Consider the following 22,769-nt stretch of genomic DNA (forward strand, 5'->3'; position numbering starts at 1 on the left):
CACTTTATTTTGCGACAGGTATAATAATCGTCAGGCTGAACATGTGATTTTCCGCTGTAATATCCATACTTCCATTATATTTTTCCACACATTTTCTCACACTTTTTAACCCATATCCGTGACCATCATGTGCATTTTTTGTAGTCACAGGAAGCCCTTCTGAAAAGTTTATTTTCTCGTTTTCCATATAATTCTGTATCTGAATAAGGAGCAGATTCCCCTTGGTCCAAATAGATGTGGAAATCACTTTTTTCTCTTCGTTAGAAACCATAAGTACACTCTCAATTGCGTTGTCAATTACATTTCCAAGAATAGTATATAAATCCACAGCAGATATAAAATCCATTTTCTTCCCATCTGCCACACAGGTTAATTCTATGTTATTTTTCATGCATACCAGTCTTTTCTGGGACAGCAAAGTATCCAGAACTTTACTTCCGGTTTCCACTTGGGAATCATAAGACTGGATAGTTTTACACACCTGTTCATAGTATGCTTTTTGCTGTTCTTCATCTGAGAAAAGCTTCAGTGGCTCCAGCTGTTTTTTTAGATCATGGCAGATCAGATTGATCCGCTCCACATCATCCTGTCTCAGCCGGAACAATTCCTTTTGTTTCAGCCGAACCTGTTTTTCCAGATCCTGCTCTCTCTGTTTATTCAATTTATTTTTGTAATCCATCTGTTCCCATAATACAAACAGACAACAAATCAGATCGTATGCTTTACATAGGTAATAGAGATTATTTTCTTCTGCATTAAACATGGTATCTGCTGCAATACTAAGCCCCAGAGCGAGCATGATAATAAGGAAAAACGACATCATAGAGAAACGAATATCCACATCATAATGTCCATTTTCAGGTAATTTTCTTCCGATAAACCAGTACAGCAAAAGTGCAATGCACACTGCACACACAATATATGCCGGTGCATAAACCGGTATTCCATGAACTGGTCGAAACAAAATCAGATATACACAATAGCTGATATGCTGTACTGCATAGGCACATGTAACGCTATACAAAGCCTCTTTCCAGGAAATTTCGTATGCAAAATAACTGCTGAATACAAACAAGGTAAACTGCATGATGTATGTAAAAAGCCCATGAGAAAAGGGCGCAGAACAACATACGGATATCAGAAAGCCAAGGACAATTCGCCATGCAAAGTGTTTTCTTTTCTGAATGCCAATTGAAAATAACAGTATGATTGGGAACACGTTGATTGAAAAAAATGCATGTCCTATGTATATGGGAATTTGGGATAAAATTTCTGATACCATCAGCGCAGCCCTCCTTTGTAATAATCAAGTAATGCCTGTTTTACCTCTTTTTTCTTCGATCGGCTGACTTTTAATTCTGTTTTATCATTCAAGGTTATAATATCCTTTTGAAAATCTGTGACGTATTTCATGTTAATGCAAAAGGAACTGCTACAGCAGATAAAATGATAGTCTGCCAATTTTGCCGCAAATTCTTTCAGGGTAGAAAGAAGCTGATATTCTTCATCTACCGTAAAAATATGCAGCCAGTGATCACGAATCTCCGCATAAACAATCTCATCGGAGGACACTTTTTTCATCCCGTCTTTGTATTCCAACAGAATATTAACAGACTCCTGGCCTTTCACAGACTTCAGGGCTTTTTCCAGTTTCATGGAAAAAGAAAAATATTTTATGGGCTTCAGGACAAAGTCCAAGGCACCCACTTCGTAACCATTGATTGCATATTGCGCCATGTTGGTTATAAATATAATCAGCACTCTTTGATCCCTTTTTCGGATTTCTCTGGCAGCATCCATACCATTCATTTTTGGCATTTCAATGTCCAGTAAAAGAACATCATATATGGGTTCATATTTAAATACCAATTCATTTCCATCTTGAAAAAAAGACGCCTGGATATCTATATTTTTTTCTTTTTGGTAACGCTCAATATATTCGGAAATTGTCTTCTGGAATGAGGGATCATCCTCTGCTATTCCAATTCTGAACATCCTATTGTTCTCCTTTTCCCTGATATAAGTAATTCTAAAAACAGCAATATTCACTCAAACTGCTTCAGATATTCCCCCACCGACCGTGTCATTTCTTTTGAAAAATCGGAATTATATTTTCTTTTGCAGAAGGCTTTGCACCAGTCTTCGAAGGTGGAATTTTTGTATTGGTGACTCAACATTTCGCGAAGTTCAGTGTCGTCCATACTGCGGTAGGTATTCTCATGCACAATATGTTCCTGTGCACATCTCTGGGGTTTAGAGCGATTCTTTTGCTGCTGGGTGGGCCAACCAAATACCAGCATAACAGCTGGAAAAACATAATCAGGCAGGTTCAGAAGTCTTCTTTGTTTCTCATAATTTTCCATAATATCACCAATGTAGCAGGAACCGATACCAAAGCTCTCCGCTGCCACAACTGCATTTTGTGCGGCAATTGCCGTGTCTGTCACCGCAAGCATAAGGTCTCCTATACCTGGTTTTCTTGGCTCACAGCCAGCTTCCAGATATGCATCATACCACTTCTTGCAGTCAGCACAGAATACCAGTACCATAGGTGCTTTCGCAATAAATGGCTGGTAGTCGCAGGTCTCAGATAAAGCCTTTTTCAATTCTTCATCTGTAATGTCCAAAATAGTATAAAGTTGCTGACAACCTGCTGTAGGCGCCTGGGCTGCGGCTTCAAGGATGACCTTCTTCATCTCCTGCGGAATGGACTTTTCTTCGTATACGCGCATGGATTTTCTATTATATAAACTTTTTATAATTTCATTCATTTTAAATTTCTCCCTTTTCCTCTAAACAGCTATCATCGAATGACATAACCGTATAAAAATTATCTTTCTTCGATTTTTCTTACAAAAAAACAGATATTCCCAATAATAATACCGAGAAATATCTGTTTTTTCAAGTCAATATGGAGTCCACAATTTAAGCGGTCTGTGCGCTGTCTTTCATCATCCTGTAATAGCAGGAGATCAGAAGTGCACACGCACCGAACTAAGCCAGTGGACTGGCAATACAGACAGCCGTATAGCCATTCTTCAATAAAAAAAACGATTCGGGTATTGTCATTTCTGATACAGATATTGACATTTTTTTAAAGAAGTATTACAAAGTAATTTCCTGATCACGTAAAAAAGCCCTCGGATGCCAGAAACATTCGAGGACTTCTTCTTTTATTTTTATATTTAAACTTGTTGGGTTTGGTTAAATTGCCAACAAATTCTTAATTGCTTCCATATACACTTCCACAGCCTCTTCCATCTCGGAAACAAGAATGAACTCATCTGCACCGTGAATACGATAATCCACCCCCAGTTTCTCCGGACCAAATGCAATAATATTTTTCAGAGATTTGGCATAGGTACCACCGCCAATTACCATTGGTTTGTTCTCCGTGTCGCCAGTCACATCCACATAAGCCTTGTACAGGGCATTTACCAGCGGAGATTCTCTTGGGAAGAACAACGGATTACCGATTTCCCCCACCTCAATACGGCCATTTTCATCTTCCAGATTACCCTCTATACGATTCAGAATATCATCCTTTTTGAAGGTTACAGGTACACGGATGTCGATGGTGCAGGAAATCACACCATTCTCTGTTTTTACGATTCCATTGCAGAAGGTCAGCTCACCAAATTCATCGGCAATTTTAAGGCCAACACCGGAGCCATCACAGGCAGTTCCAATGTGCTGATTATAAAATTTAACAAAATCGTCTTCAAAGCCTGCCTTTGCAAGACATTCCATGGTAACACCTGCTGCGTTGATACCAAGTGTCGGGGTGCTGGCATGAGCCGGTACGCCTTTTGCATAAATGGTGATCTGGTTTTCGGCTTCCGTAACTTTATATTCCTGCAGTTTTGTTTCGGAAAGCATCTGCTCCAGTTTCTCCTTAAGACCAGCTTCCGCCGGAATCACAGTGGTACAGTTATCGCATACTGCATTAGAAACAAAGCCACCATTCATGGAGATAATTCTGGTATTTTTGGAATATGCCATCATGGACATATAGCCTTTTTCACCATGAATACATGGGAAATTTGCATCAGGTGTAAAGCCGCAGGATAACTCTTCCTCTACCTCATTATAATGTACCATACATTTGGAACCGGTCTCCTCATTGCATCCCATGATCAGACGGACTCTTTTGTTCAGTTTCACACCGGAATCCTTTAGAAGTTTCATCGCATAGAGAGCTTCAATTACAGGTCCTTTGTCATCTGTAGTTCCACGTCCGTATACATGGTCGCCATCTCGTGTCAGCTTAAATGGATCGTAGGTCCAGTCACCACCTACAGGTACAATATCAAGATGACCTGCAATACCTACGATTTCCTCGCCTTCTCCCATTTCGGCGTAACCACAGTAATTATCAAGATTTACGGTTTTAAAACCAAGCTCTCTGGCAATTTCAAGCCCGATCTCAAGTGCCTCTGCCGGTCCTTCTCCGAAAGGTTTCCCCTCTGACGGGGTGCCAAGCTGGGAATCAACGGCAACCAGCTTTCCAAGATTTTCAAGCATTTCCTCAGATAATGCATGGATCTGTTCTCTTGTATTCATAGATGTTATATTTCCTCCAAATTCTATTTTATCTGTGCAGAGCATTTCCACCAATTGTAATGACTCTCCCGGGTAACGTCTTTTCACAGCTGCTCCAACAGCTGCTTCTCCACATTTTCAAAGCCAATTCTCTCAATAGTCTCCGCAAAACGTTCTCCCTTTATTCCATTGTCACGGAAGAAAAGAATGGCCTTTTCAATTACATCCAGGGCTTCTTCTTTGGATGTGAATATTTTTCCAAGCTCTTTTCCCATTGACACTTTCTTGCCCCAACGGCCACCTATGTATATCTTATAGCCGTAAGCGCCATCCTCAATGGTGTGGAACGGACATTTTCCAACACAGCGGCCGCAGTGCTTGCAGGCTTCTTTATCAATCTGAATTTTCCCGTCTACGACCTTTGCCACTTTATTGGGACAAGCCGCTTCGATGGCGCATTTTTTGCAGCCTTTACAGACGTCTGTGTTCACTTCCGGAATTCTCTGACCGATAATGCCTACATCATTCAAATTTGGCTTTACACAGTTGTTTGGACATCCGCCTACTGCAATCTTAAATTTATGTGGCAGCGCCACATCTCCGTAGCCTTCATAAAAGCGTTTGTAGATTTCTGCAGAGATTGCGTAGGAATCCAGAAGTCCATACTGACAGGTGGTTCCTTTGCAGGACACTACAGGACGTACCTTTGCCCCTGTTCCGCCTGTTACCAGGCCTTCTTTCGCTATAAATTTCTGAAATTCTTCAATCTTGTCATAAGGAATTCCCGGAATTTCCACAGAGAGTCTGGTGGTATACAGAATCTCACCACTGCCAAATTTTTCTGCTGCATCTGCCATACAGCGATGCTGTGCTGCAGTTACTTTTCCATTTGTTGTAAGAACTCTTGCTGAAAACAGATCGGTTCCTCTGTTATTCAAAAAGCCCATTCCTTTTACTCTTTTTTCATCTTCCGGACTGATTGTTAATGCTGACATTTTTGATACCTCATTTTCTGATGTTATTCACTGATAATTTTTTCATCTATGAATTCTATTATAGCACCTGAATTGGTGTTTGAAAAACGTTTTTCTCTGTGGTATTCTATAAGCATATAAATAATACAAACCGGAGGAAATATTCCTATGTTAATTTGTGATTATATTGTAGAATCTATTGATGGCGACTACGCTCATCTGCGCAGGACAGATCTTCCCGAAGAAGAACTGAAGCTGGTAGCAAGAGCACTTCTTCCATTTGATATTACTGAAGGATGCAGATTACATTATGAAATGATGCAGTATACCATAGTTGACTGATATACTGCAAAGCAATTCATTCGGTTACAAAAAGTATTCAGGCATTTTCCAGTTCCGCATTAATCGTATCTTCACTGGCTGCCATCGCCTGCAGTGTCATGGTCAGCAGTTTTTCCAGTTCCCATCCAAGCTGCTGCGCACCGCGCTCAATTACTTCCCGGGAGCAGCCTGCTGCGAAACCTTTGCTTTTGTACTTTTTCTTCAGGGATTTCAGTTCCATATCCTTAGTGCTCTTGGACGGACGCATTAATGCTGCTGCCCAGATCAATCCGGTAAGTTCGTCTGCTGCAAAGAGCACTTTTTCCATCTCCTGTTCCGGTGCTACATCGATTGTTACACCGCAGCCTACAGTTATTCCATATCCGTGAGATACCACACTATGTATCACATCCTCGCCTACCCCTGCCTCGCGAAGCATTTCCGGTGCTTTCAGGCAATGCTCTTCCGGATAAAGCTCGAAATCAATGTCGTGAAGAAGCCCTACGATTCCCCAGTATTCAGCATCCTCTCCATATCCCAGTTCGTTTGCATACCATTTCATGACCGCTTCCACAGTCAGTGCATGCTGGATATGAAATGGATCCTTGTTGTATTTTTTTAATAATGCAAAAGCCTCGTCTCTTGTGATTGTTTCCATTGCTGTCACTCCTCGTATGTCTTTCTATACTCTGTTTGCCACATAAGCATGTTCCTGATTTGGAATAAAAGAAAAAACCTTGCATATACTATACATCGTTCTTTATTTATATACAACCATTTTGAGGAAAGTGACAATTTTAATTCCCTGATAACAATTTTTCCCAGGGTTCATATTCTTTCATATAAGCAAACTCTTCCGCGTTTCTGAAGCCTTCCAGCAATTCTTTTTTCATTTCTTCCGTATATGGATTTTCGACTTCCCGGAATTTCATATGCTTGTATAATTGGGATTTTTGAAAATCACCTATGGTGTCCACATTGTTCAGCAATTGCTTTGCAACCTGGAAAGTGCCCTCCACATTGTTCTCGGCGGTCACAACATTCAACATTGCTGCACATTCATTGTATTTTCCCATATCAAAGCCTGAAGCTAATGTACTCATTTTCTCTGCCAGAAACCTTGCGTATCCATGGTCTTTTTCCTCAAGAGCCTTAGTAATCATGATTCCAAAAGCCATATTTAAAGTGGTATACTCTGAAAAAACAGCCTTTTCCAGCATTTCAAATGCCTCTTCTGTTTTCCCCTGCTCCATATATAACTGTCCCTGCTTCACCTTTTTCATGGGATCATAATTGGAAAAATAGTTTAAATATTTTTCTGCCATTTCATAATTCTTTTTCCGCAAATAGAAGCCGAACAGGGAATCAGCTGCATGGTGCTGAATTCTTTCCTCTTTATCACCGAGCGCCATTTCGTACCAGGAATTGATCTGCTCATCGTACCTGTCAGGATTCTCGCACATGCCAATGATCCGCCGCGAATCAAGCATTACTGCCAGCTGCCAGATCAGCAGATTGCAGTTTGGATATTCTTTTATAGTATTTACAGCCCACTGATAGGTCTTCTCAAAGCCTTCCTCAGAAAACATTTTGTCCATTTTGTGGATCAGCTCTTCGATTTCAATGTCAGTCAGATTTTCGCGAAAAGACAAAAGGGTATCAAGGGAAATATGCAGTAGTCTTGCAATAGGCGCTAACAATTCAATATCAGGATTGGAGTTCCCGTTTTCCCACTTATTCACCGCCGGAGTGGTTACTCCCAGACGGTTTGCCATTTCTTCCTGCGTGTAACCTAATTCTTTTCTATATTTTTTAATCACATTTCCAATATTCATCATATTTTTCTCCTGAGTCAAGCGGATATTCCAGGTCCGCTTCGCTACTTGCTCATAACCGAATGCTGCTTCGCAGCTTATTCGGTTAAAATTCCAAAAGCTTTTGTGATTAAAGCATAGCAGAATTGACAGATGAGCACAATTGAATTGTTGTTAAGTACGTTTCATATTTTTTAACTGTTAGGAAAGTTAAAAATCCAGTTACAAATTTTATCAGAAGAGGCAGATAAATAACTTTTCTCGACCCTCTTTTTTAGCTTTGCAATATGCTTATTACGAACATCTTTCCCATATTTTGCATATCCTAACAGCAGAAGTCAAAAAAGGAGTCACTGTATGAGAAATAAAAAATGGATTTCACTGGCAGCAGCTGTGATTCTTACAGTAACTGCACTGCCAGCCACAGTCTTTGCTGCAAAGAATGGAGAATCAAAAGAGGAGCTTACAAAGGTTACCTTAAACGAAGTAGCACATTCGATTTTCTATGCACCGCAGTATGTGGCAATTGAAGAAGGGTATTTCGCAGAGGAAGGGCTGGATCTGACACTTGTCACAGGATTTGGTGCGGATAAGACTATGACTGCTGTTATTTCCGGGGAAGCTGATATTGGATTTATGGGTGCCGAGGCATCTATCTATGCTTATCAGGAAGGTGCCACTGATCCGGTTGTGAATTTCGCACAGCTCACCCAGAGGGCTGGAAACTTCCTTGTGGCAAGAGAAGAAATGCCGGATTTCACATGGGATGAGCTGAGAGATAAGAGAGTTCTTGGTGGTCGTAAGGGTGGTATGCCAGAAATGGTATTTGAGTACATTTTAAAGAATCATAATATTGATCCGATGACAGATCTGGAAATTGACCAGAGTATTGATTTTGGTTCCACTGCTGCTGCATTTACTGGTGACATGTCGGCTGATTTTACTGTTGAATTTGAGCCTTCCGCAACTGCCCTTGAAAGAGAAGGAAAAGGTTATGTAGTGGCTTCTCTGGGCGTGGATTCCGGTTATGTCCCCTATACCTCTTACAGTGCAAAGACCAGCTTTCTAAACGAAAACCCACAGATTATCCAGAGCTTCACAAACGCCCTTCAAAAAGGTATGGACTATGTACAAAGCCATTCCCCTGAGGAAATTGCGCAAGTGATTTCCCCTCAATTCCCGGAAACAGATATGGATACTCTTACCACAATTGTCAAGCGTTATTATGAGCAGGATACCTGGAAAGAGAATCTGATATTCGAAAAAGATAGTTTTGAACTTTTGCAGGATATTCTGGAGAGTGCAGGAGAATTATCTGACAGGGCAGATTGTGAAAACCTGGTTACAACTGCATTCGCTGAAGCTGCGATTTCTTAAAAAAGTTGCTATTTAATGTGCTGGTCGTTATTCCGGACGCATTTGGACAATGCGTCCCTCCTGAAGAACTTTTCAGCACATTAAATAGCAAATACCGTTCTCTATGCCTCCACCGCATTCACCGACTCCCGAATACAAGGAATACACTCCACAAAGCAATTTCCATTATCCAACTCCACTTCTTCTTTTGTCAGAATCCCAATAATGATCTGACAGGCTTTATAGCCAATATCATGAAGAGGAAGAGCCATGGTAGTAAGCGGCGGCTTTTCATAGCATGCCATTTCACGGTTATCATAGCCAGCCACAGCCACATCTTTCCCAGCATGAAGCCCAAGCTCTTCCAAACGGTCATAGGTTCCACCAGCCATGAAATCATTCATACAGAAAATAGCTGTTGCACCCTTTTCCAAAAGGATATCTGTGTTCTCATAACCACTCTGCCGATCCCAGTCACCATAAGTGACCATATCCGGATCATAGAGAATCCCTCCTTCGAACAAAGCCTTCTGGTAGCCCTCCAGACGGGACTGGGTATGAATACTCTCCTTCTTACCTGCGATAACACCAATTTTCCTGTGTCCTCTGGAAACAATATAACTGACCAGATCATGGGCACCTTTGATATCCTTCACCACTACAGATGGGATTTTCCCACTGCCAGTAAAGCCATAAGCAACTACCGTTGGAATGGGCAGATCCTCTGGGATAATATCGATCAGGCGCTCATGGGCAGCCACATAAATAATTCCTTCGACCTGCTTTGCCAGAAGCTTCTGGAACTCCTGACGTACAATTTCTTTGTGACGGTTATCACGGTAATAATTATCCTGGAATTTCTTATAAAGACGGAGATTTACAAGAAGAATCTGGTAATCAGCTTCCTCACAGTATTCCGTAATGCCGTCGATAATATCAGGAAGAGCAAAAACTGTCATATCTTCTGCAATAACACCGATACTTCTGGTGTTTTTGGTTTTCAGATTTTTGGCAACATAATTAGGCGTATAATTCATCTCGCGAATCACCTTCTCTACACGCTCCCTGGTGGCATCACCAACGCTGCCTTTATGATTTATAATATTGGAAACAGTCGCAACTGATACGTTACAGGCTTTTGCAATTTCTTTTATGGTCGGCATGGAACTTCTCCCTCCGGTTTTTTTATTAATTCTTTCTATCACAATCTTATCATATTTTATTCACAGCCACAATCGCCATCTCTACTCCCCTGCTCTTCTACTTTGTAATTTTTCAAAGGGCTGCAGCACCCTTCGCTCCACGGCCCTGTCCACACAGGCATATATCACCATCTGCGGAAAAGAAACGCCGATCGTAAGCAGCAGAAACAGAGAATATGGTGCCAGTGCCAGCAAAATTCCGCCGGCAATTACCACAGTGATTACGATCACCATACTCAGCTTCCATTCCAATACCATAATGAGAAATGTATTTTTCAGCAATACCCCCACGCCAAGGTCTAACATAGCGGACATTACAAAATAATATCCACCAATAAGTATGGCAAAGATCATTACACCAATCCCACACCCAATCAGCACATCATGGGTAGTTCCCTTGCCAAAATTTCCAGCAAGACTGAGCAGATAACAGGAATAGAATCCCAGAGCGCCGGTGAGCACTCCCGCCGGAAGATTTTTCAGAATATCAGACTTAAATTCTTTCCAGTAATCCTCCAGGGAAAAACCATATCCTACCCGGTAAATCGCCGAAAGATAACGGTTCAGTGCTGACAGAGCTGCCGGAATCGTCACGATTGGAATACAGCACAAAAGGAACAGCACATTTGCCCCAACCAGTCTGCCGGCGTAATTCCAGAGTACATAACCAACTCTCTTCACACCGCCCTTTGGCGTCTCTTTCTCCTTATCATTATTTCCCTGATACCAGTCCATGAATCTTTTTGTCAGTCTCATATGCTTTTCCTCAAAATTACTGCCTGATTACAGCCTCTTCATACACCCCACAAAGCATTGTCTTAGAGCGTGTTTGAAAAAGAGGCTTTTTACATCCTCATTTTAAATTTCGTACAGGCAGGACCACCGCCCTGCCTGAAAATGTTAATATTGTTATAATTTAATTTTTCATACCAGTCAGCACAATTCCTTCCACAAAGCTCTTCTGCCCGAAGATATAAATCACAATACCAGGAAGGATTGTCATAAACGTGGCTGCCAGTGCCACCGGCCAGTTAGTTCCGAATGAGCCGGTAAAGTTGGTCAGCGCAATGGCAAAGGTAAATTTGCTCATGCTGTTAATGTAAATGATCTGCTGAAGCAGGTCGTTCCATATCTGGATGAACAGCATCATTCCAACTACAACTACCGCCGGTTTAATTGAAGGAACAAGAATTGTCCATAGGATTCTCATTCTTCCAGCCCCGTCAATGGAAGCCGCCTCATCAAGTTCCTTTGGAATCGTCATCAGAAACTGCCGGATCAGGAAAATGTTGAAAAAGCCACCACCTGTTAAGAACGGCAAGATCAACGGCCAATATGTATCACCCAGTCCCATTCCCTTTGTCCAGAAAATATACAGAGGAATCAAGGTTACCATTCCCGGAAGAAGAATCGTGCCAACACAGATGTTGAAGATCAGCTTTTTCCCGCGGAAACGAAGTCTTGCAAAGGCATATCCGCAAAAAATCGCAGTGATGGTACCAAAGGTAACTGCCGGAATGATAATGGTGAATGTGTTCTTAAAATAAGTCCAGTACTCAAAAGTCTCCAGCGCTTTGGAATAGTTTGACCAGAGCCACTCATGAGGAATAAAGGAAGGCGGATATTCATTCAATGCTGCCGTGCTCATCAGGGAAGAACGGAAAATCCACCAGATGGGAAGAAGTACCAATTCAGCCAGAATCAGTACAATGAAAAACGCCAGAACATTAAAGGCTTTTTCTTTTTTCTTTCTGCTTGCCATTTTTCCAGCCATTTCTCATTCCCCCTCTCCGAAAATCTGTTCTTTCTGCGTCTTAAAGAGTACTGCCGTAAAAATTCCAACCAGGATAAAGAAGATCACAGAATAAGCAGCTGCATATCCCAGTTTGTTTTTCTTAAATGCATAAAGATAAATAACATAGGACATAAACATGGACTTTTTTCCTGGGCCGCCATCTGTAAGAGCCAGCGCCGGGTTGATAACCTGCAGGTGTGTGATCAGGGCAGTCAGCACGTTGTAAAAAATAATCGGGGAAATGCTTGGAATGGTAACGTTCCAGAAGCGCTGCCATGCATTTGCACCATCAATTTCCGCTGCTTCCATGTAAACCCGCGGTACATTCTGAAGTCCTGCAAGGAAAACCACGATCAGGTTGCCGCTTGTCCAGATTGCAATTACTACCAGGGAAGGTACTACCTGACTCGGACTGTCCAGGAATCTCTGAGGTTTCAGTCCCACCATTCGAAGGACAAAGTTAAAAAGTCCGAAGTTACCTTCATATAACCATTGCCATCCTTTGTAAACACCGATTGCAGGCAAAAGGTATGGAATGAAGAAAACAGAACGGAATAATGTCCGTCCCCATATTTTCATATTCAAAAGCAGGGCTACCAGAAGAGAATAGATAATAGCGCCTACCACAGCCAGAAGAGCGTACAAAATTGTCGCTTTTATAGAATCTGCGAAATAAATATCTTTTGTAAAAATACGCTGGAAGTTCTCCAGACCTACAAACTCCGGTGAGGAAAGACCATTCCACTTAAATACGCTTAAAACAAATACTGCCAGTGTCGGCAGATAACTGATCAGACTTACTCCAAGGAATGCCGGTATCAGACAGAGATAAGCGGTCCTTTCTTCTTTTCTACCGGCCCTTGATGTCACTTTTATTTTGTTTTTCTTATTTGCTTTCATGCCCGCACCTCTTAAAAGGGAGCTGACCGGTATCTGTCAGTAATATGAAATAATATCCTTGGACAGTAACCGGTCAGTCCAGTTGCTTTTCCTATTTTTCAGCAGATTTTCACTGCTGCTTCATGTTACCTATTATCAGTAACTGTTTCGTTCACTATTTTGCTATAAAATAACCAGCTCTAGAGCCTGTATGAACAGCTCCGATCAGCCATTGTTCTCAGCAAAGATATCCTGAAGCTCTTCCAGGTTCTCGTTAATCGCTTCTTCCATGGTCTCCTCACCAGCCCATACGCTGGAGAATACAGAATCAAGTGTGGCGTTGAACTCTTCAGTTCCGTTTACATAATACCAGGAGGTAGATTGTGCGTTGTTCATAGCATAATCCACAACTGCGCTCTTGTACATGTCTTTATCCGGATAGTTCGGGTTGCTGATCCATTTATCTGTTTTCTCAGGATCTGTGTACCAGGAATCCAGGATCGGCATCCATGTTCCAGCCTCGATCAGGGACCAGGAATTCTCTTCCTGATAATACCATTTCAGCCATTCCATAGCTTCTTCCGGGTGCTCTGTTGTGGAGAATACCACGTTTGGTCCACCAGTACAGATAGTAACTTTTTCTTTCATGTAAGGCAGAACACCTACACCGTAATCAAAATCAGCGCTTGGTCCAAGGAAGGTGCCGACGTTCCATGCACCGTCTGTTGCCATAACCACCTTTTTGCTTCCAAGGGAGGATTCCAGAGCATTAGCAGCACTTGTTACAGGAGGTGCGCAGTGGTAAACGTCTGACAGATCTGCGATTCTCTGAAGTGCTTCTACCGTTTCCGGAGAGTCAATGGTGCATTCAGAGCCATCTTCGCTGTAATATCCGCCGCCATTGGATTTTGCCCATACTTCCAGCTGCCATGGCAGTGTGTTAATGGTACATCCGTAAATATCTACATTGTCCGGATCAAAATCAGGATCCAAAGCATTCTTTCCATTGATATCCAGAGTCAGCTTCTGTGCTGTCTGGACAAAAGTATCCCAATCCCATGCATCCTCAGCATCTGCCGGAGGAGTCACCTCTGAAGGATCAATTCCCTGCTTCTCACAAACCTCTTTCAGAAGATCGTTGTTGTACCAAAGGTTCAGAACTTCGTTTGCTGCAGAATATGCAACTGGTGTGCCGTCGTAACGGAATGTCAGACAATCCAGAGGTTTGGCATCGCCTTCACCATACATAGAGCTGATGTCTGCAAGAAGTCCGTTCTCTGCAAATTTCAGCACGCCGGCCTCACTCATAATACCGGTATCCGGAAGCTCACCAGCTGTAGCCATGGCATTCAGCTTGGTAACGTAGGTATCGTGATCGATCTTCACTACTTCTACTTCGATCTTGTCCTGTTCGCTGTTGAACTTATCAGCAACTGCCTGTGTAGCTGCTGTCTCAGTTTCATTTCCCCACTGTGCATATGTGATCTTTACTCTGTCACCATCTGCTGCAAAAACCGGAACTGCTGCTCCAACCATCATTGTACCTGCAAGTAAAATCCCCAATAACTGTTTTTTCTTCATACTACTTCTCCTTTTCTTAATCTTATTATAACGGCTTTGCCTGGCCGCTGTAAACATTTACTGTTTTAAAGTTAATCTGTAATACTGTCATATCCGCAGCTTGTGCCATACAAGCATTTCCCCCTGTCCCCGGTTGTTCCACATACAATACGGAACGGCCCGCAGAGAAACTTCTTCTTTTTCCAGCTCTACACTTCCGTACAACTGATTTTCGCCGTCTGCACCTTTGTTTCTTACACGTATTCCTTTATAGGAAAGAGTTGGAACATTTCCTACCAGTTCTTCTGCGGGAGCGTTTTCTTCTATCGAAGTGTTCTCTTCTACAAAAATCTCTGAAAGGAATCTGCCGTTTTCTTTTTCCTCCAGGCAATACACCAGCGGACCTTTCATCAGGGCTGTTTTTCCTGCATCTGCCCTCACCTGGTCATTGGCTCCCATCCATCTGGGAACCACATGGAAATCAATACTGATCCGTGTGTCTCCCGGTGAAATGCAAAGCCTCTGATAGCCTTTGTCAGGCTGCGTTTTTATGGAAATTCCATTCTGCACACATTCCCATTTCTCACTGTACCAGGGAATGCGGATGTTCAGGATTCCTGGTCCGGACGACTGCACCTGGAGCTGAACCTTTCCATCCTGCAAAAGCGTGGAATCCATTTTTATCTTCATACGGCTCTCTTTGATTTCTGTATCTGCTGTAGAGGAGATAAACTGGTTAATATAAACCCCTTCCTCATCTTCTGCGTATATGTACTGTCCCAAAGAAGCAAGGGTTCTTCCCACATTTGGCGGGCAACAGGCAACTCCAAACCATTTCTGCCTTACCGGTTTCACATGCTCCATGTAAGTGTGCTCTGTGCAAAATTCCGGAACCACCTCAAGTGGGTTTACATAAAAGTACCGGTCTCCTGCAATATTGATTCCTGCAATCACAGTGTTATACAACGCTTTCTCTACATAGTCATAATAAGAAGCATCTCCTGTGATGGCTGCCATTCTCTGCCCGAACATCATCACACCGATAGATGCGCAGGTTTCAGAATAGTTGGTACTGTTTGGAAGATCGTAATCTGTAGTAAACCGCTCGCGGAAGCCGCTGCTTCCGATTCCTCCTGTAATGTACATCCGCCGTGTCGTCATGTTCTCCCAAATTCTGCTGCAAGCTTCCATAAGCCCTGAATCGGCATCTTCTCCGGCCAGATCAGCCATTGCGGAGCACATATACATTTCCCTTACTGCATGTCCAACTGCCTCATCCTGCTCTACAGGAGGCTTGTGAGCCTGGGAATATTCCAGATCGTACCTCTCGAACTCCGGAAAAAATTCCGGATGTCCTCTTCCCGCAATTTCTGCCTGCAAATAATTAGGATTCCTGCCCCTCTCCTGGATAAAATACCTGGCCTGCTGAAGATAAATCTTCTTTCCGGTCTCCCGGTAAAGCTTCACCAGGGCCAGTTCAATTTCCTGATGTCCCGGATAACCTCGTTTCTGGCCTTTTCCTGTACCAAACACCCTGCATATGAGATCTGCATTTTTCTTTGCAATATTAAGGATTTTCTCCTTACCTGTAGCCTGGTAATAAGCAACAGCAGCTTCGATCATATGTCCGGCTGTGTACAATTCGTGGCCCTCCACCAGATTGGTCCACTTCTTCGCAGGGGCATTTACGGAAAAATAAGTATTCAGATATCCATCTGGTTCCTGTGCTTTCCCTATCAGATCAATAACCTGATCTGCCAGCTCTTCCAGATGCTCCCCACGGCCACCTGCTATGGTGTAGGCAACCGCTTCCAGCCATTTGTAAAGATCTGTGTCCTGGAAAACAACTCCTTTTCTCTCTCCCTTTTCTTCACCTGCGGCAATACGGAAATTATGGATACAATAGGTAGGCTCTGAATCTTCCAGCTGGTCATTGAGAATTTTCCACTGATGGGGAATGATCTTCTCGCTTACTTTATTCACATATTCCCCAAACAGACTGTCTGTGATCCGGATTCTCTTCAGATCCAACTGTTTCAAGTGTTTTTTCATATTTGCACCTGCCTTTGCCGATTTTAATTAATCGTTTAATCTTCTTTGTAAAAAATAAAAAACCGGATTAATTCCATGTTTTTCTTTTAGTTTACTGGTTTCTCGTTAATCGTTTTACTTATCTTTAAACTGATAGTAGCACGTCAAATGGATTTTGTAAATACTATTTATTTTTTTCAGCTTTTTTTATAGATTATATACTTGATTTTTATGGATTATCACTATATTTTTCGTCTAATTAAACGTTTTTCTATATTATTTTCTCTCTATAATACATTTTATGACATACAACCTTTCAAATAACGTACAAGTTTATTTTGTTACTGTTCGCTCCGTTCGCAGTAACGCGCTTTGCGAAGCACAGAAAGACGAACCTTCTTGTGACAAGCACAAGAAGTAGCGTTTGCTGCGCAAACTTAATTCTCGGGTTTTCTGTGAACTTTGTTCACAAAAAACGCCTCGCGGAACGTTACCAGTGAACAGTGACTTTATTTTTCAAACATTCTCTGGTTCTGTCAGACAATTTCTGCTATAATGTAAGTAATTATGATACCAGTGTCAACAGGTCAAAAAGCTGTTCGTGCTTGCACAATAAGGCTTTTGAACTTGGATGAGAAAGCAGCGATTTACGCAGTAAATCAGCGGATTTCGAATATTTGAAGGATTGCGGGAGCAGCGCAGCTGCGTAGCAATCCGGGTATCAAATGAGTGCCAAAAGACCTTTTGACACTCATTTCATTAATTATAGTTTCTTTCAATGATGTGAATGTCAAAATATCTTTTGCCCTGGCATCTTTCAATAATGTTATTGAAAAATTAGCCAGCAACTTATTTTCAGGAGGTACGAATGAAATTAAATTCAAAATGTATGGCCTGTCAGATACGCAAACAGGAAGCAAAAATTCGTCATTTTAACGACGAAGACAGAAAAAAACAATATATGGAAGCAATCCGCCAGCGTTTTGAACATCCAAAGGATGACGACTGCGTTCCAAGCATCTCCACAGAACTGAAGAAATTCTACTGTTCCTTCTGGGGCGTTCCTATGGAAGATTTCACCCGGATCAACAAAGAATATGACCAGCTTATGCTGGATTTGGAAGCTGAGCTTCGTTCCACTATCCGTTATTCAGAAGATCCCTTAAAAGCCGCACTTATTTATGCCCGCACCGGCAACTATATCGACTTTGCGGCGCTTCCGGAAGTCAGCAAGGAAACTGCACTTTCTCTTATTAAAAGTGAAAACAAGGATGATCTTGACGAACAGGAATATCGTCAATTCTGCCAGGATATGAAAAAGGCAGAGAATGTTGTATATATTACCGATAACTGCGGTGAGATCGTTCTGGACAAAATTGCCATCCAGATTCTGAAAAAGATATTTCCAAATATACGGATCACAGCATTAGTACGCGGACTGCCCGCTGGAAATGACGCAACCATGGAGGACGCTGAATTTTGCGGTCTTACTGATGTTGTGCCTGTACTTGGAAACGGAAACGACGTAGGCGGTACCTGGCTTCACGGGATCAGTACCCACGCCAGAGAACTTCTATATAATGCTGACGTGATCATTGCCAAAGGTCAGGGAAATTACGAGACTCTGCATGGCTGCGGACTGAACATCTACTACCTGTTTTTGTGCAAATGCGACTGGTTTCAACAGCTTTTTCATGCAAAATTACTACAAGGAATGTTCATAAATGAGAAGCGGGCGCCAAAGGCTACTGCTTTTTCGTCAGATTGACAAGAAACTGTTTAAAAGTTTGTACGATTCTGCCCTAGCCCTTTTGGGTGGTTTTCGCTATACTAACATCAGATGAAAAAAGCATCGAAACAATTTTGATTATAATAATTAATTGAGAAATTTGGAGGAAAAATCATGGCAAGCTTATCATTACAGCACATTAACAAAACTTACCCGAATGGTTTCCAGGCAGTTAAAGATTTCAACCTTGAAATCGAAGACAAAGAGTTCATCATCTTCGTTGGACCATCCGGATGTGGAAAATCTACAACACTTCGTATGATCGCAGGTCTTGAGGAGATCAGCGGTGGTACATTAAAGATCGGTGACAAGGTTATGAACGATGTAGAGCCGAAAGACCGTGATATCGCAATGGTTTTCCAGAACTACGCTCTGTATCCTCATATGACAGTATATGATAACATGGCATTTGGTCTGAAACTTCGTAAAGTTCCGAAAGATCAGATTGACAAAGCTGTTAGAGAAGCAGCCAGAATCCTTGACCTTGAGAAACTTCTTGATCGTAAACCGAAGGCTCTTTCCGGTGGACAGAGACAGCGTGTTGCTATGGGACGTGCTATCGTTCGTAATCCTAAGGTATTCCTTATGGATGAGCCTCTTTCCAACCTGGATGCTAAGCTTCGTGTTCAGATGCGTATTGAGATTTCCAAGATCCATCAGAGACTGGGCGCAACAATCATCTATGTAACACATGACCAGACAGAGGCTATGACCCTTGGTACCAGAATCGTTGTTATGAAAGATGGTGTTGTTCAGCAGGTTGATACACCACAGCACCTTTATGAGCAGCCAGGCAACCTGTTCGTTGCAGGATTCATGGGATCCCCGCAGATGAACTTCCTTGACGCTCAGATTGCTGAAAAAGGCGGCGACCTTATTGCTAAAGTTGGTGAGTATGACATCGTTATCCCGGCAGCGAAAGCGAAAGTGCTGAAAGACGGCGGTTATGTTGGCAAGACAGTTGTTCTTGGTATCCGTCCAGAGGATATTCATGATTCCCAGATGTTCATCGAAGCTTCTCCAAGCGTTCCAATGACATCTACCGTTAAAGTTTATGAGCTTCTTGGTGCTGAAGTATTCCTGTACTTCGATGTAAACGGAACTCAGGTTACAGCACGAGTTGATCCTCGTACAAACTCCAAGACAGGCGATACAATCAAATTCGCATTCGATATGGAGAAATCTCACTTCTTTGATAAAGAGACAGAGCTTACTATCTGCAACTAATATTTAGAAGAATGAATTTAGTTAGGCCTCAGGGGTTTTCCCCTGAGGCTTTTTTTGTTATACTAGTATTATATGATACCAGTGTCCCAAGTTCAAAAATCTTTATCGTGCAAGCCCGATAAGGCGTTTGAACTTGGGACACGCCAAATATAAAAAAGCCGCGATTTACGCAGTAAATCAGCGGATTTCGAATTTTTGGCACTCATTTCATTATACTATTTTCCCACAAAGGAGCAAACCTATGAAATTACTTCAGATTCTCCAGAAATGTCTGGAAGACTGGAAGAATATCAGTCATCTGGATTTTTGCCTTGTAAATTTAGATAACACCATTTATATCAGCACCTGCGATAGAGCCCTTCCTTCCGAAGAGAAACTGGAAGAATTTAAGGAAGATGAGGTGCTGTGTATTTCCAATATGAACTGCCGGCTGTATAAAGTGACAGAGAGTCACCAGCTTCAATATGTCCTGATCGTATGGGGAAATGCGGAGGCCGCTTCCACTATCGGGGAACTGGCAGTCTGCCAGATTGAGAGCCTGCTTACCGCTTACATGGAAAAGAGCGACAAAAACGTATTTATGCAGAATCTTCTCCTTGGCTCCTACTCTGAGGTAGACGCTTTTAACCGTGCGAAAAAGCTTCATATCACAACCACTGTACGGCGTGCTGTTTTCCTGGTGGAGACCAAACAGAGCAAGGACGAAAATGCTCTGGCTACCATCCGTAATATTTTTGCAGCTAAGACAAGAGATTTTATTACTGCTATAGACGATTCCGGAATTATTATTCTCCGTGAACTCCAGCCTTCTGAGGATTATTCCGATCTGGATGATATTGCCCATATGCTGGTGGACATGCTGAATACAGAGGCCATGACTTCTGCCTGGGTTTCCTACAGCAATATTGCAGATGACCTGAAGCAGCTCCCGGATGCTTACAAGGAAGCACGTACTGCCTTAGAAGTGGGCAAGATTTTCTATACTGGCAAGAATGTGTTTGGATATAACCGTCTTGGAATCGGTCGCCTGATCTATCAGCTGCCGGTGGAGATCTGCGAGATGTTTATCGATGAGTTTTTCAAAGAAGAAACTCTGGATTCTATTGATGACGAAACACTCGCTACCATCCGCACCTTCTTCGAAAACAACCTAAATCTTTCCGAAACCTCCAGACAGCTTTACGTACACCGAAATACACTGGTGTACCGCTTCGAAAAGCTGCAGAAAAAATTCGGGCTGGATATCCGAACCTTTGAGGATGCGTTAACGTTTAAGTTAGCGATGATGGTGGTGAATTATATTAAGTATAAGAAAGCAGAATAAAATTCCCCCTCTTAAACAATATATTTTTAACTTAACAATTTCTCTTTTAGTGGCTTTTTCAATTTGCCGACTCTGTTCTTCTGTCAGCTGCTGATTCCTATTCAAAGTAACTGTCTTGATCAAAGTAAATGCTACTTTCTTGAAAGACTGTCCATAGAGCAGAAAGGAGATTCTGGGAAACCTGAAATTGCTCTATGGTCAGATTTATTTTCTTTATTATACATGTTAAAGTGGACTTTAAATAACACGTTTATTGTAAAGTGTAAAAATAAATTCCTGATTATGTGGCATTTTTTACTTATATCCTTCTTCATCCTTCGCCCACTCAAACGTACACTTCACAGCCTTCTTCCACCCTTTCAGCTTCTTCTTACGCTCCTCTTCTGTCATCTGTGGGGTGAACTGACGGCCGATCTGCCAATTGCTTTTTACTTCGGAGGCGTCTTTCCAGAAACCGGTGGCGAGCCCTGCAAGATAAGAGGCGCCAAGGGCGGTGGTTTCGATGCAGCTAGGGCGGACTACCTGAGTGTCGAGAAGGTCAGCCTGGAACTGCATGAGGAAGTTATTAGCGCTGGCGCCGCCGTCTACGCGGAGGGCGCTGAGATCAATGCCAGAATCCTTCTCCATGGCTTCCAGAACGTCGTGTACCTGATAGGCCAGGGACTCTACCGTGGCACGCACCAGATGAGCTTTTCCTGCGCCTCTGGTAAGACCAAGGATAGCACCTCTTGCATACTGATCCCAGTATGGTGCACCGAGACCTGTGAACGCGGGAACCACGTATACACCGTTTGTGTCCGGCACTGACAGACAATATTTCTCAGAATCCGGGGAACTCTCCAGAATTCCCACTTCGTCTCTCAGCCACTGAATAGCAGCACCTGCCACGAAAACACTTCCCTCCAGGGCATATCCCGGTGTTCCGTCTGCTTTCACTGCAATGGTGGTAAGAAGTCCATTCTTGGATTCTACCGCCTTATCTCCTGTATGCATAAGCATAAAGCAGCCGGTACCATATGTATTCTTTACATCACCTGACTCAAAGCAGCACTGTCCAAAAAGAGCTGCCTGCTGGTCTCCTGCCGCCCCGGCAATTGGGATTCTGCCCCCGATCAGGTTCTCATTGGTATAACCATAAATACAACTGCTTGGCTTCACTTCCGGCAGCATGCACTCTGGGATATCCAGGTATTCCAGAATCTCTTTATCCCATTTTCTCTCATGGATGTCAAAAAGCATGGTTCTGGAAGCGTTGGTGTAATCCGTCACATGAACTTTCCCTTTTGTCAATTTCCAAATCAGCCAGGTATCTACTGTTCCAAAGAGAAGTTCCCCATTCTTCGCACGCTCTCTGGCACCTTCTACATGATCCAGGATCCATTTCAGTTTCGTTCCGGAAAAATAGGCGTCCGGAATCAGACCGGTTTTCTTTCGAACCAACTCTGACATGCCGTCTTTTTCCATCTTCTCAATCATATCAGCTGTTCTGCGACACTGCCATACAATTGCCGGATAAACCGGCTCTCCTGTCTTCTTATCCCACACAATCGTAGTCTCTCGCTGATTCGTGATTCCGATAGCGTGAATATCCTCTGCATCTACACTGATCTTACTCATGGCTTCTGTAGCCACTGAAATCTGGGAGGACCAGATTTCCTTCGGATCATGTTCCACCCAGCCTGGCTTCGGGTAATACTGTTTGTACTCTTTCTGTGCTACGCTGCACATATTTCCCTTTTTATCAAATAAAATACATCTGGAACTGGTAGTTCCCTGGTCCAATGCCATTATATATTTTCCCATAGTACACCTCGTTTACTTTGCTTGAATTATTTATATTATAGCCTATTTTCACATACAAGAAAATACCTTAACTTGCTATTTAGTGGGTTGAAAAGTTCTTTAGGAGGGACGCATTTGGACAATGTGTATTACTCACTCGCCGGCGCAACGCT

General features: G+C 42.6%; 19 protein-coding genes. 5 read left to right on the top strand and 14 right to left on the bottom strand.

The window, feature by feature from the left end:
• Window positions 1–4 precede the first annotated feature (4 nt).
• From I2D69_RS10515 to I2D69_RS10535, 5 genes are all read right to left on the bottom strand, one after another.
• Window positions 5–1,024 carry an ATP-binding protein gene (locus tag I2D69_RS10515; RefSeq protein ID WP_195379873.1) on the bottom strand — a complete coding sequence of 340 codons (1,020 nt, stop codon included), beginning with the start codon at window positions 1,022–1,024 and terminating at the stop codon, window positions 5–7.
• 257 nt (window positions 1,025–1,281) lie between these two features.
• The gene (locus I2D69_RS10520; RefSeq protein ID WP_195379874.1) at window positions 1,282–1,995 is read right to left on the bottom strand and encodes a LytTR family DNA-binding domain-containing protein; all 714 of its coding nucleotides are present in this window, start codon (window positions 1,993–1,995) and stop codon (window positions 1,282–1,284) included.
• A gap of 50 nt (window positions 1,996–2,045) precedes the next feature.
• Complete coding sequence (locus I2D69_RS10525) at window positions 2,046–2,771, bottom strand: nitroreductase family protein (RefSeq protein WP_118582660.1); 726 nt, start codon at window positions 2,769–2,771, stop codon at window positions 2,046–2,048.
• Window positions 2,772–3,204: 433 nt separating this feature from the next.
• Window positions 3,205–4,650: a M20 family metallopeptidase gene (locus I2D69_RS10530; RefSeq protein WP_330602733.1), complete on the bottom strand. Its 1,446-nt coding sequence runs from the start codon at window positions 4,648–4,650 to the stop codon at window positions 3,205–3,207.
• On the bottom strand, window positions 4,647–5,537 hold the full coding sequence (locus I2D69_RS10535; RefSeq protein ID WP_195379875.1) for a 4Fe-4S dicluster domain-containing protein: 891 nt from the start codon (window positions 5,535–5,537) through the stop codon (window positions 4,647–4,649). Before I2D69_RS10535 ends, I2D69_RS10530 begins: the two co-directional genes overlap by 4 nt.
• A 147-nt stretch (window positions 5,538–5,684) precedes the next feature.
• Here I2D69_RS10535 and I2D69_RS10540 point away from each other — a divergent pair, with 147 nt between their 5' ends.
• Entirely contained in the window at window positions 5,685–5,858 is a 174-nt protein-coding gene (locus tag I2D69_RS10540; RefSeq protein ID WP_118582657.1) for a chorismate--pyruvate lyase, read from the top strand.
• A 37-nt stretch (window positions 5,859–5,895) separates the two neighbouring features.
• Here the strand turns inward: I2D69_RS10540 and I2D69_RS10545 are convergent, their stop codons facing one another.
• Both I2D69_RS10545 and I2D69_RS10550 read right to left on the bottom strand, forming a co-directional pair.
• On the bottom strand, window positions 5,896–6,495 hold the full coding sequence (locus tag I2D69_RS10545; RefSeq protein ID WP_195379876.1) for an HDIG domain-containing metalloprotein: 600 nt from the start codon (window positions 6,493–6,495) through the stop codon (window positions 5,896–5,898).
• Between the two features lie 139 nt (window positions 6,496–6,634).
• A complete protein-coding gene (locus tag I2D69_RS10550) occupies window positions 6,635–7,675 on the bottom strand; it encodes a helix-turn-helix domain-containing protein (protein WP_243243797.1) in 1,041 nt (346 codons plus the stop codon).
• A gap of 333 nt (window positions 7,676–8,008) precedes the next feature.
• On the opposite strand from I2D69_RS10550, the gene I2D69_RS10555 reads away from it, so the two are divergent.
• Window positions 8,009–9,028: an ABC transporter substrate-binding protein gene (locus tag I2D69_RS10555; protein WP_195379877.1), complete on the top strand. Its 1,020-nt coding sequence runs from the start codon at window positions 8,009–8,011 to the stop codon at window positions 9,026–9,028.
• Between the two features lie 101 nt (window positions 9,029–9,129).
• On the opposite strand, the gene I2D69_RS10560 is transcribed toward I2D69_RS10555, so the two are convergent.
• The 6 genes from I2D69_RS10560 to I2D69_RS10585 all read right to left on the bottom strand — a co-directional run bounded on the left by I2D69_RS10560 (window position 9,130) and on the right by I2D69_RS10585 (window position 16,495).
• The gene (locus I2D69_RS10560; protein ID WP_118582645.1) at window positions 9,130–10,170 is read right to left on the bottom strand and encodes a LacI family DNA-binding transcriptional regulator; all 1,041 of its coding nucleotides are present in this window, start codon (window positions 10,168–10,170) and stop codon (window positions 9,130–9,132) included.
• 81 nt (window positions 10,171–10,251) lie between these two features.
• Window positions 10,252–10,965: a hypothetical protein gene (locus tag I2D69_RS10565; RefSeq protein WP_118582642.1), complete on the bottom strand. Its 714-nt coding sequence runs from the start codon at window positions 10,963–10,965 to the stop codon at window positions 10,252–10,254.
• 160 nt (window positions 10,966–11,125) lie between these two features.
• A complete protein-coding gene (locus I2D69_RS10570) occupies window positions 11,126–11,983 on the bottom strand; it encodes a carbohydrate ABC transporter permease (protein ID WP_243243798.1) in 858 nt (285 codons plus the stop codon).
• Between the two features lie 3 nt (window positions 11,984–11,986).
• Window positions 11,987–12,904, bottom strand: a complete 918-nt coding sequence (locus I2D69_RS10575; protein ID WP_118582639.1) for a sugar ABC transporter permease — start codon at window positions 12,902–12,904, stop codon at window positions 11,987–11,989.
• Window positions 12,905–13,108: 204 nt separating this feature from the next.
• Window positions 13,109–14,464 carry a sugar ABC transporter substrate-binding protein gene (locus I2D69_RS10580; protein WP_173717466.1) on the bottom strand — a complete coding sequence of 452 codons (1,356 nt, stop codon included), beginning with the start codon at window positions 14,462–14,464 and terminating at the stop codon, window positions 13,109–13,111.
• An 87-nt stretch (window positions 14,465–14,551) separates the two neighbouring features.
• Window positions 14,552–16,495 (bottom strand): beta-L-arabinofuranosidase domain-containing protein, encoded by a 1,944-nt coding sequence (locus tag I2D69_RS10585; protein ID WP_118582633.1) that lies wholly within the window; start codon window positions 16,493–16,495, stop codon window positions 14,552–14,554.
• A gap of 847 nt (window positions 16,496–17,342) precedes the next feature.
• Here I2D69_RS10585 and I2D69_RS10590 point away from each other — a divergent pair.
• The 3 genes from I2D69_RS10590 (at window position 17,343) to I2D69_RS10600 (ending at window position 20,814) form a co-directional block, all read left to right on the top strand.
• The gene (locus I2D69_RS10590) at window positions 17,343–18,242 is read left to right on the top strand and encodes an ARMT1-like domain-containing protein (RefSeq protein ID WP_173717465.1); all 900 of its coding nucleotides are present in this window, start codon (window positions 17,343–17,345) and stop codon (window positions 18,240–18,242) included.
• Window positions 18,243–18,377: 135 nt separating this feature from the next.
• Window positions 18,378–19,490, top strand: a complete 1,113-nt coding sequence (ugpC, locus tag I2D69_RS10595; protein WP_118582627.1) for a sn-glycerol-3-phosphate ABC transporter ATP-binding protein UgpC — start codon at window positions 18,378–18,380, stop codon at window positions 19,488–19,490.
• Between the two features lie 241 nt (window positions 19,491–19,731).
• The gene (locus tag I2D69_RS10600; RefSeq protein ID WP_173735058.1) at window positions 19,732–20,814 is read left to right on the top strand and encodes a helix-turn-helix domain-containing protein; all 1,083 of its coding nucleotides are present in this window, start codon (window positions 19,732–19,734) and stop codon (window positions 20,812–20,814) included.
• Window positions 20,815–21,108: 294 nt separating this feature from the next.
• Here the strand turns inward: I2D69_RS10600 and glpK are convergent, their stop codons facing one another.
• Window positions 21,109–22,617 (bottom strand): glycerol kinase GlpK, encoded by a 1,509-nt coding sequence (gene glpK, locus I2D69_RS10605; RefSeq protein WP_173735057.1) that lies wholly within the window; start codon window positions 22,615–22,617, stop codon window positions 21,109–21,111.
• Window positions 22,618–22,769: the final 152 nt, after the last annotated feature.

Origin of the sequence: Ruminococcus sp. D54t1_190329_F1 (assembly GCF_015551645.1) — a bacterium.
GTDB classification, from domain to species: Bacteria; Bacillota; Clostridia; order Lachnospirales; family Lachnospiraceae; genus Blautia_A; species Blautia_A faecis.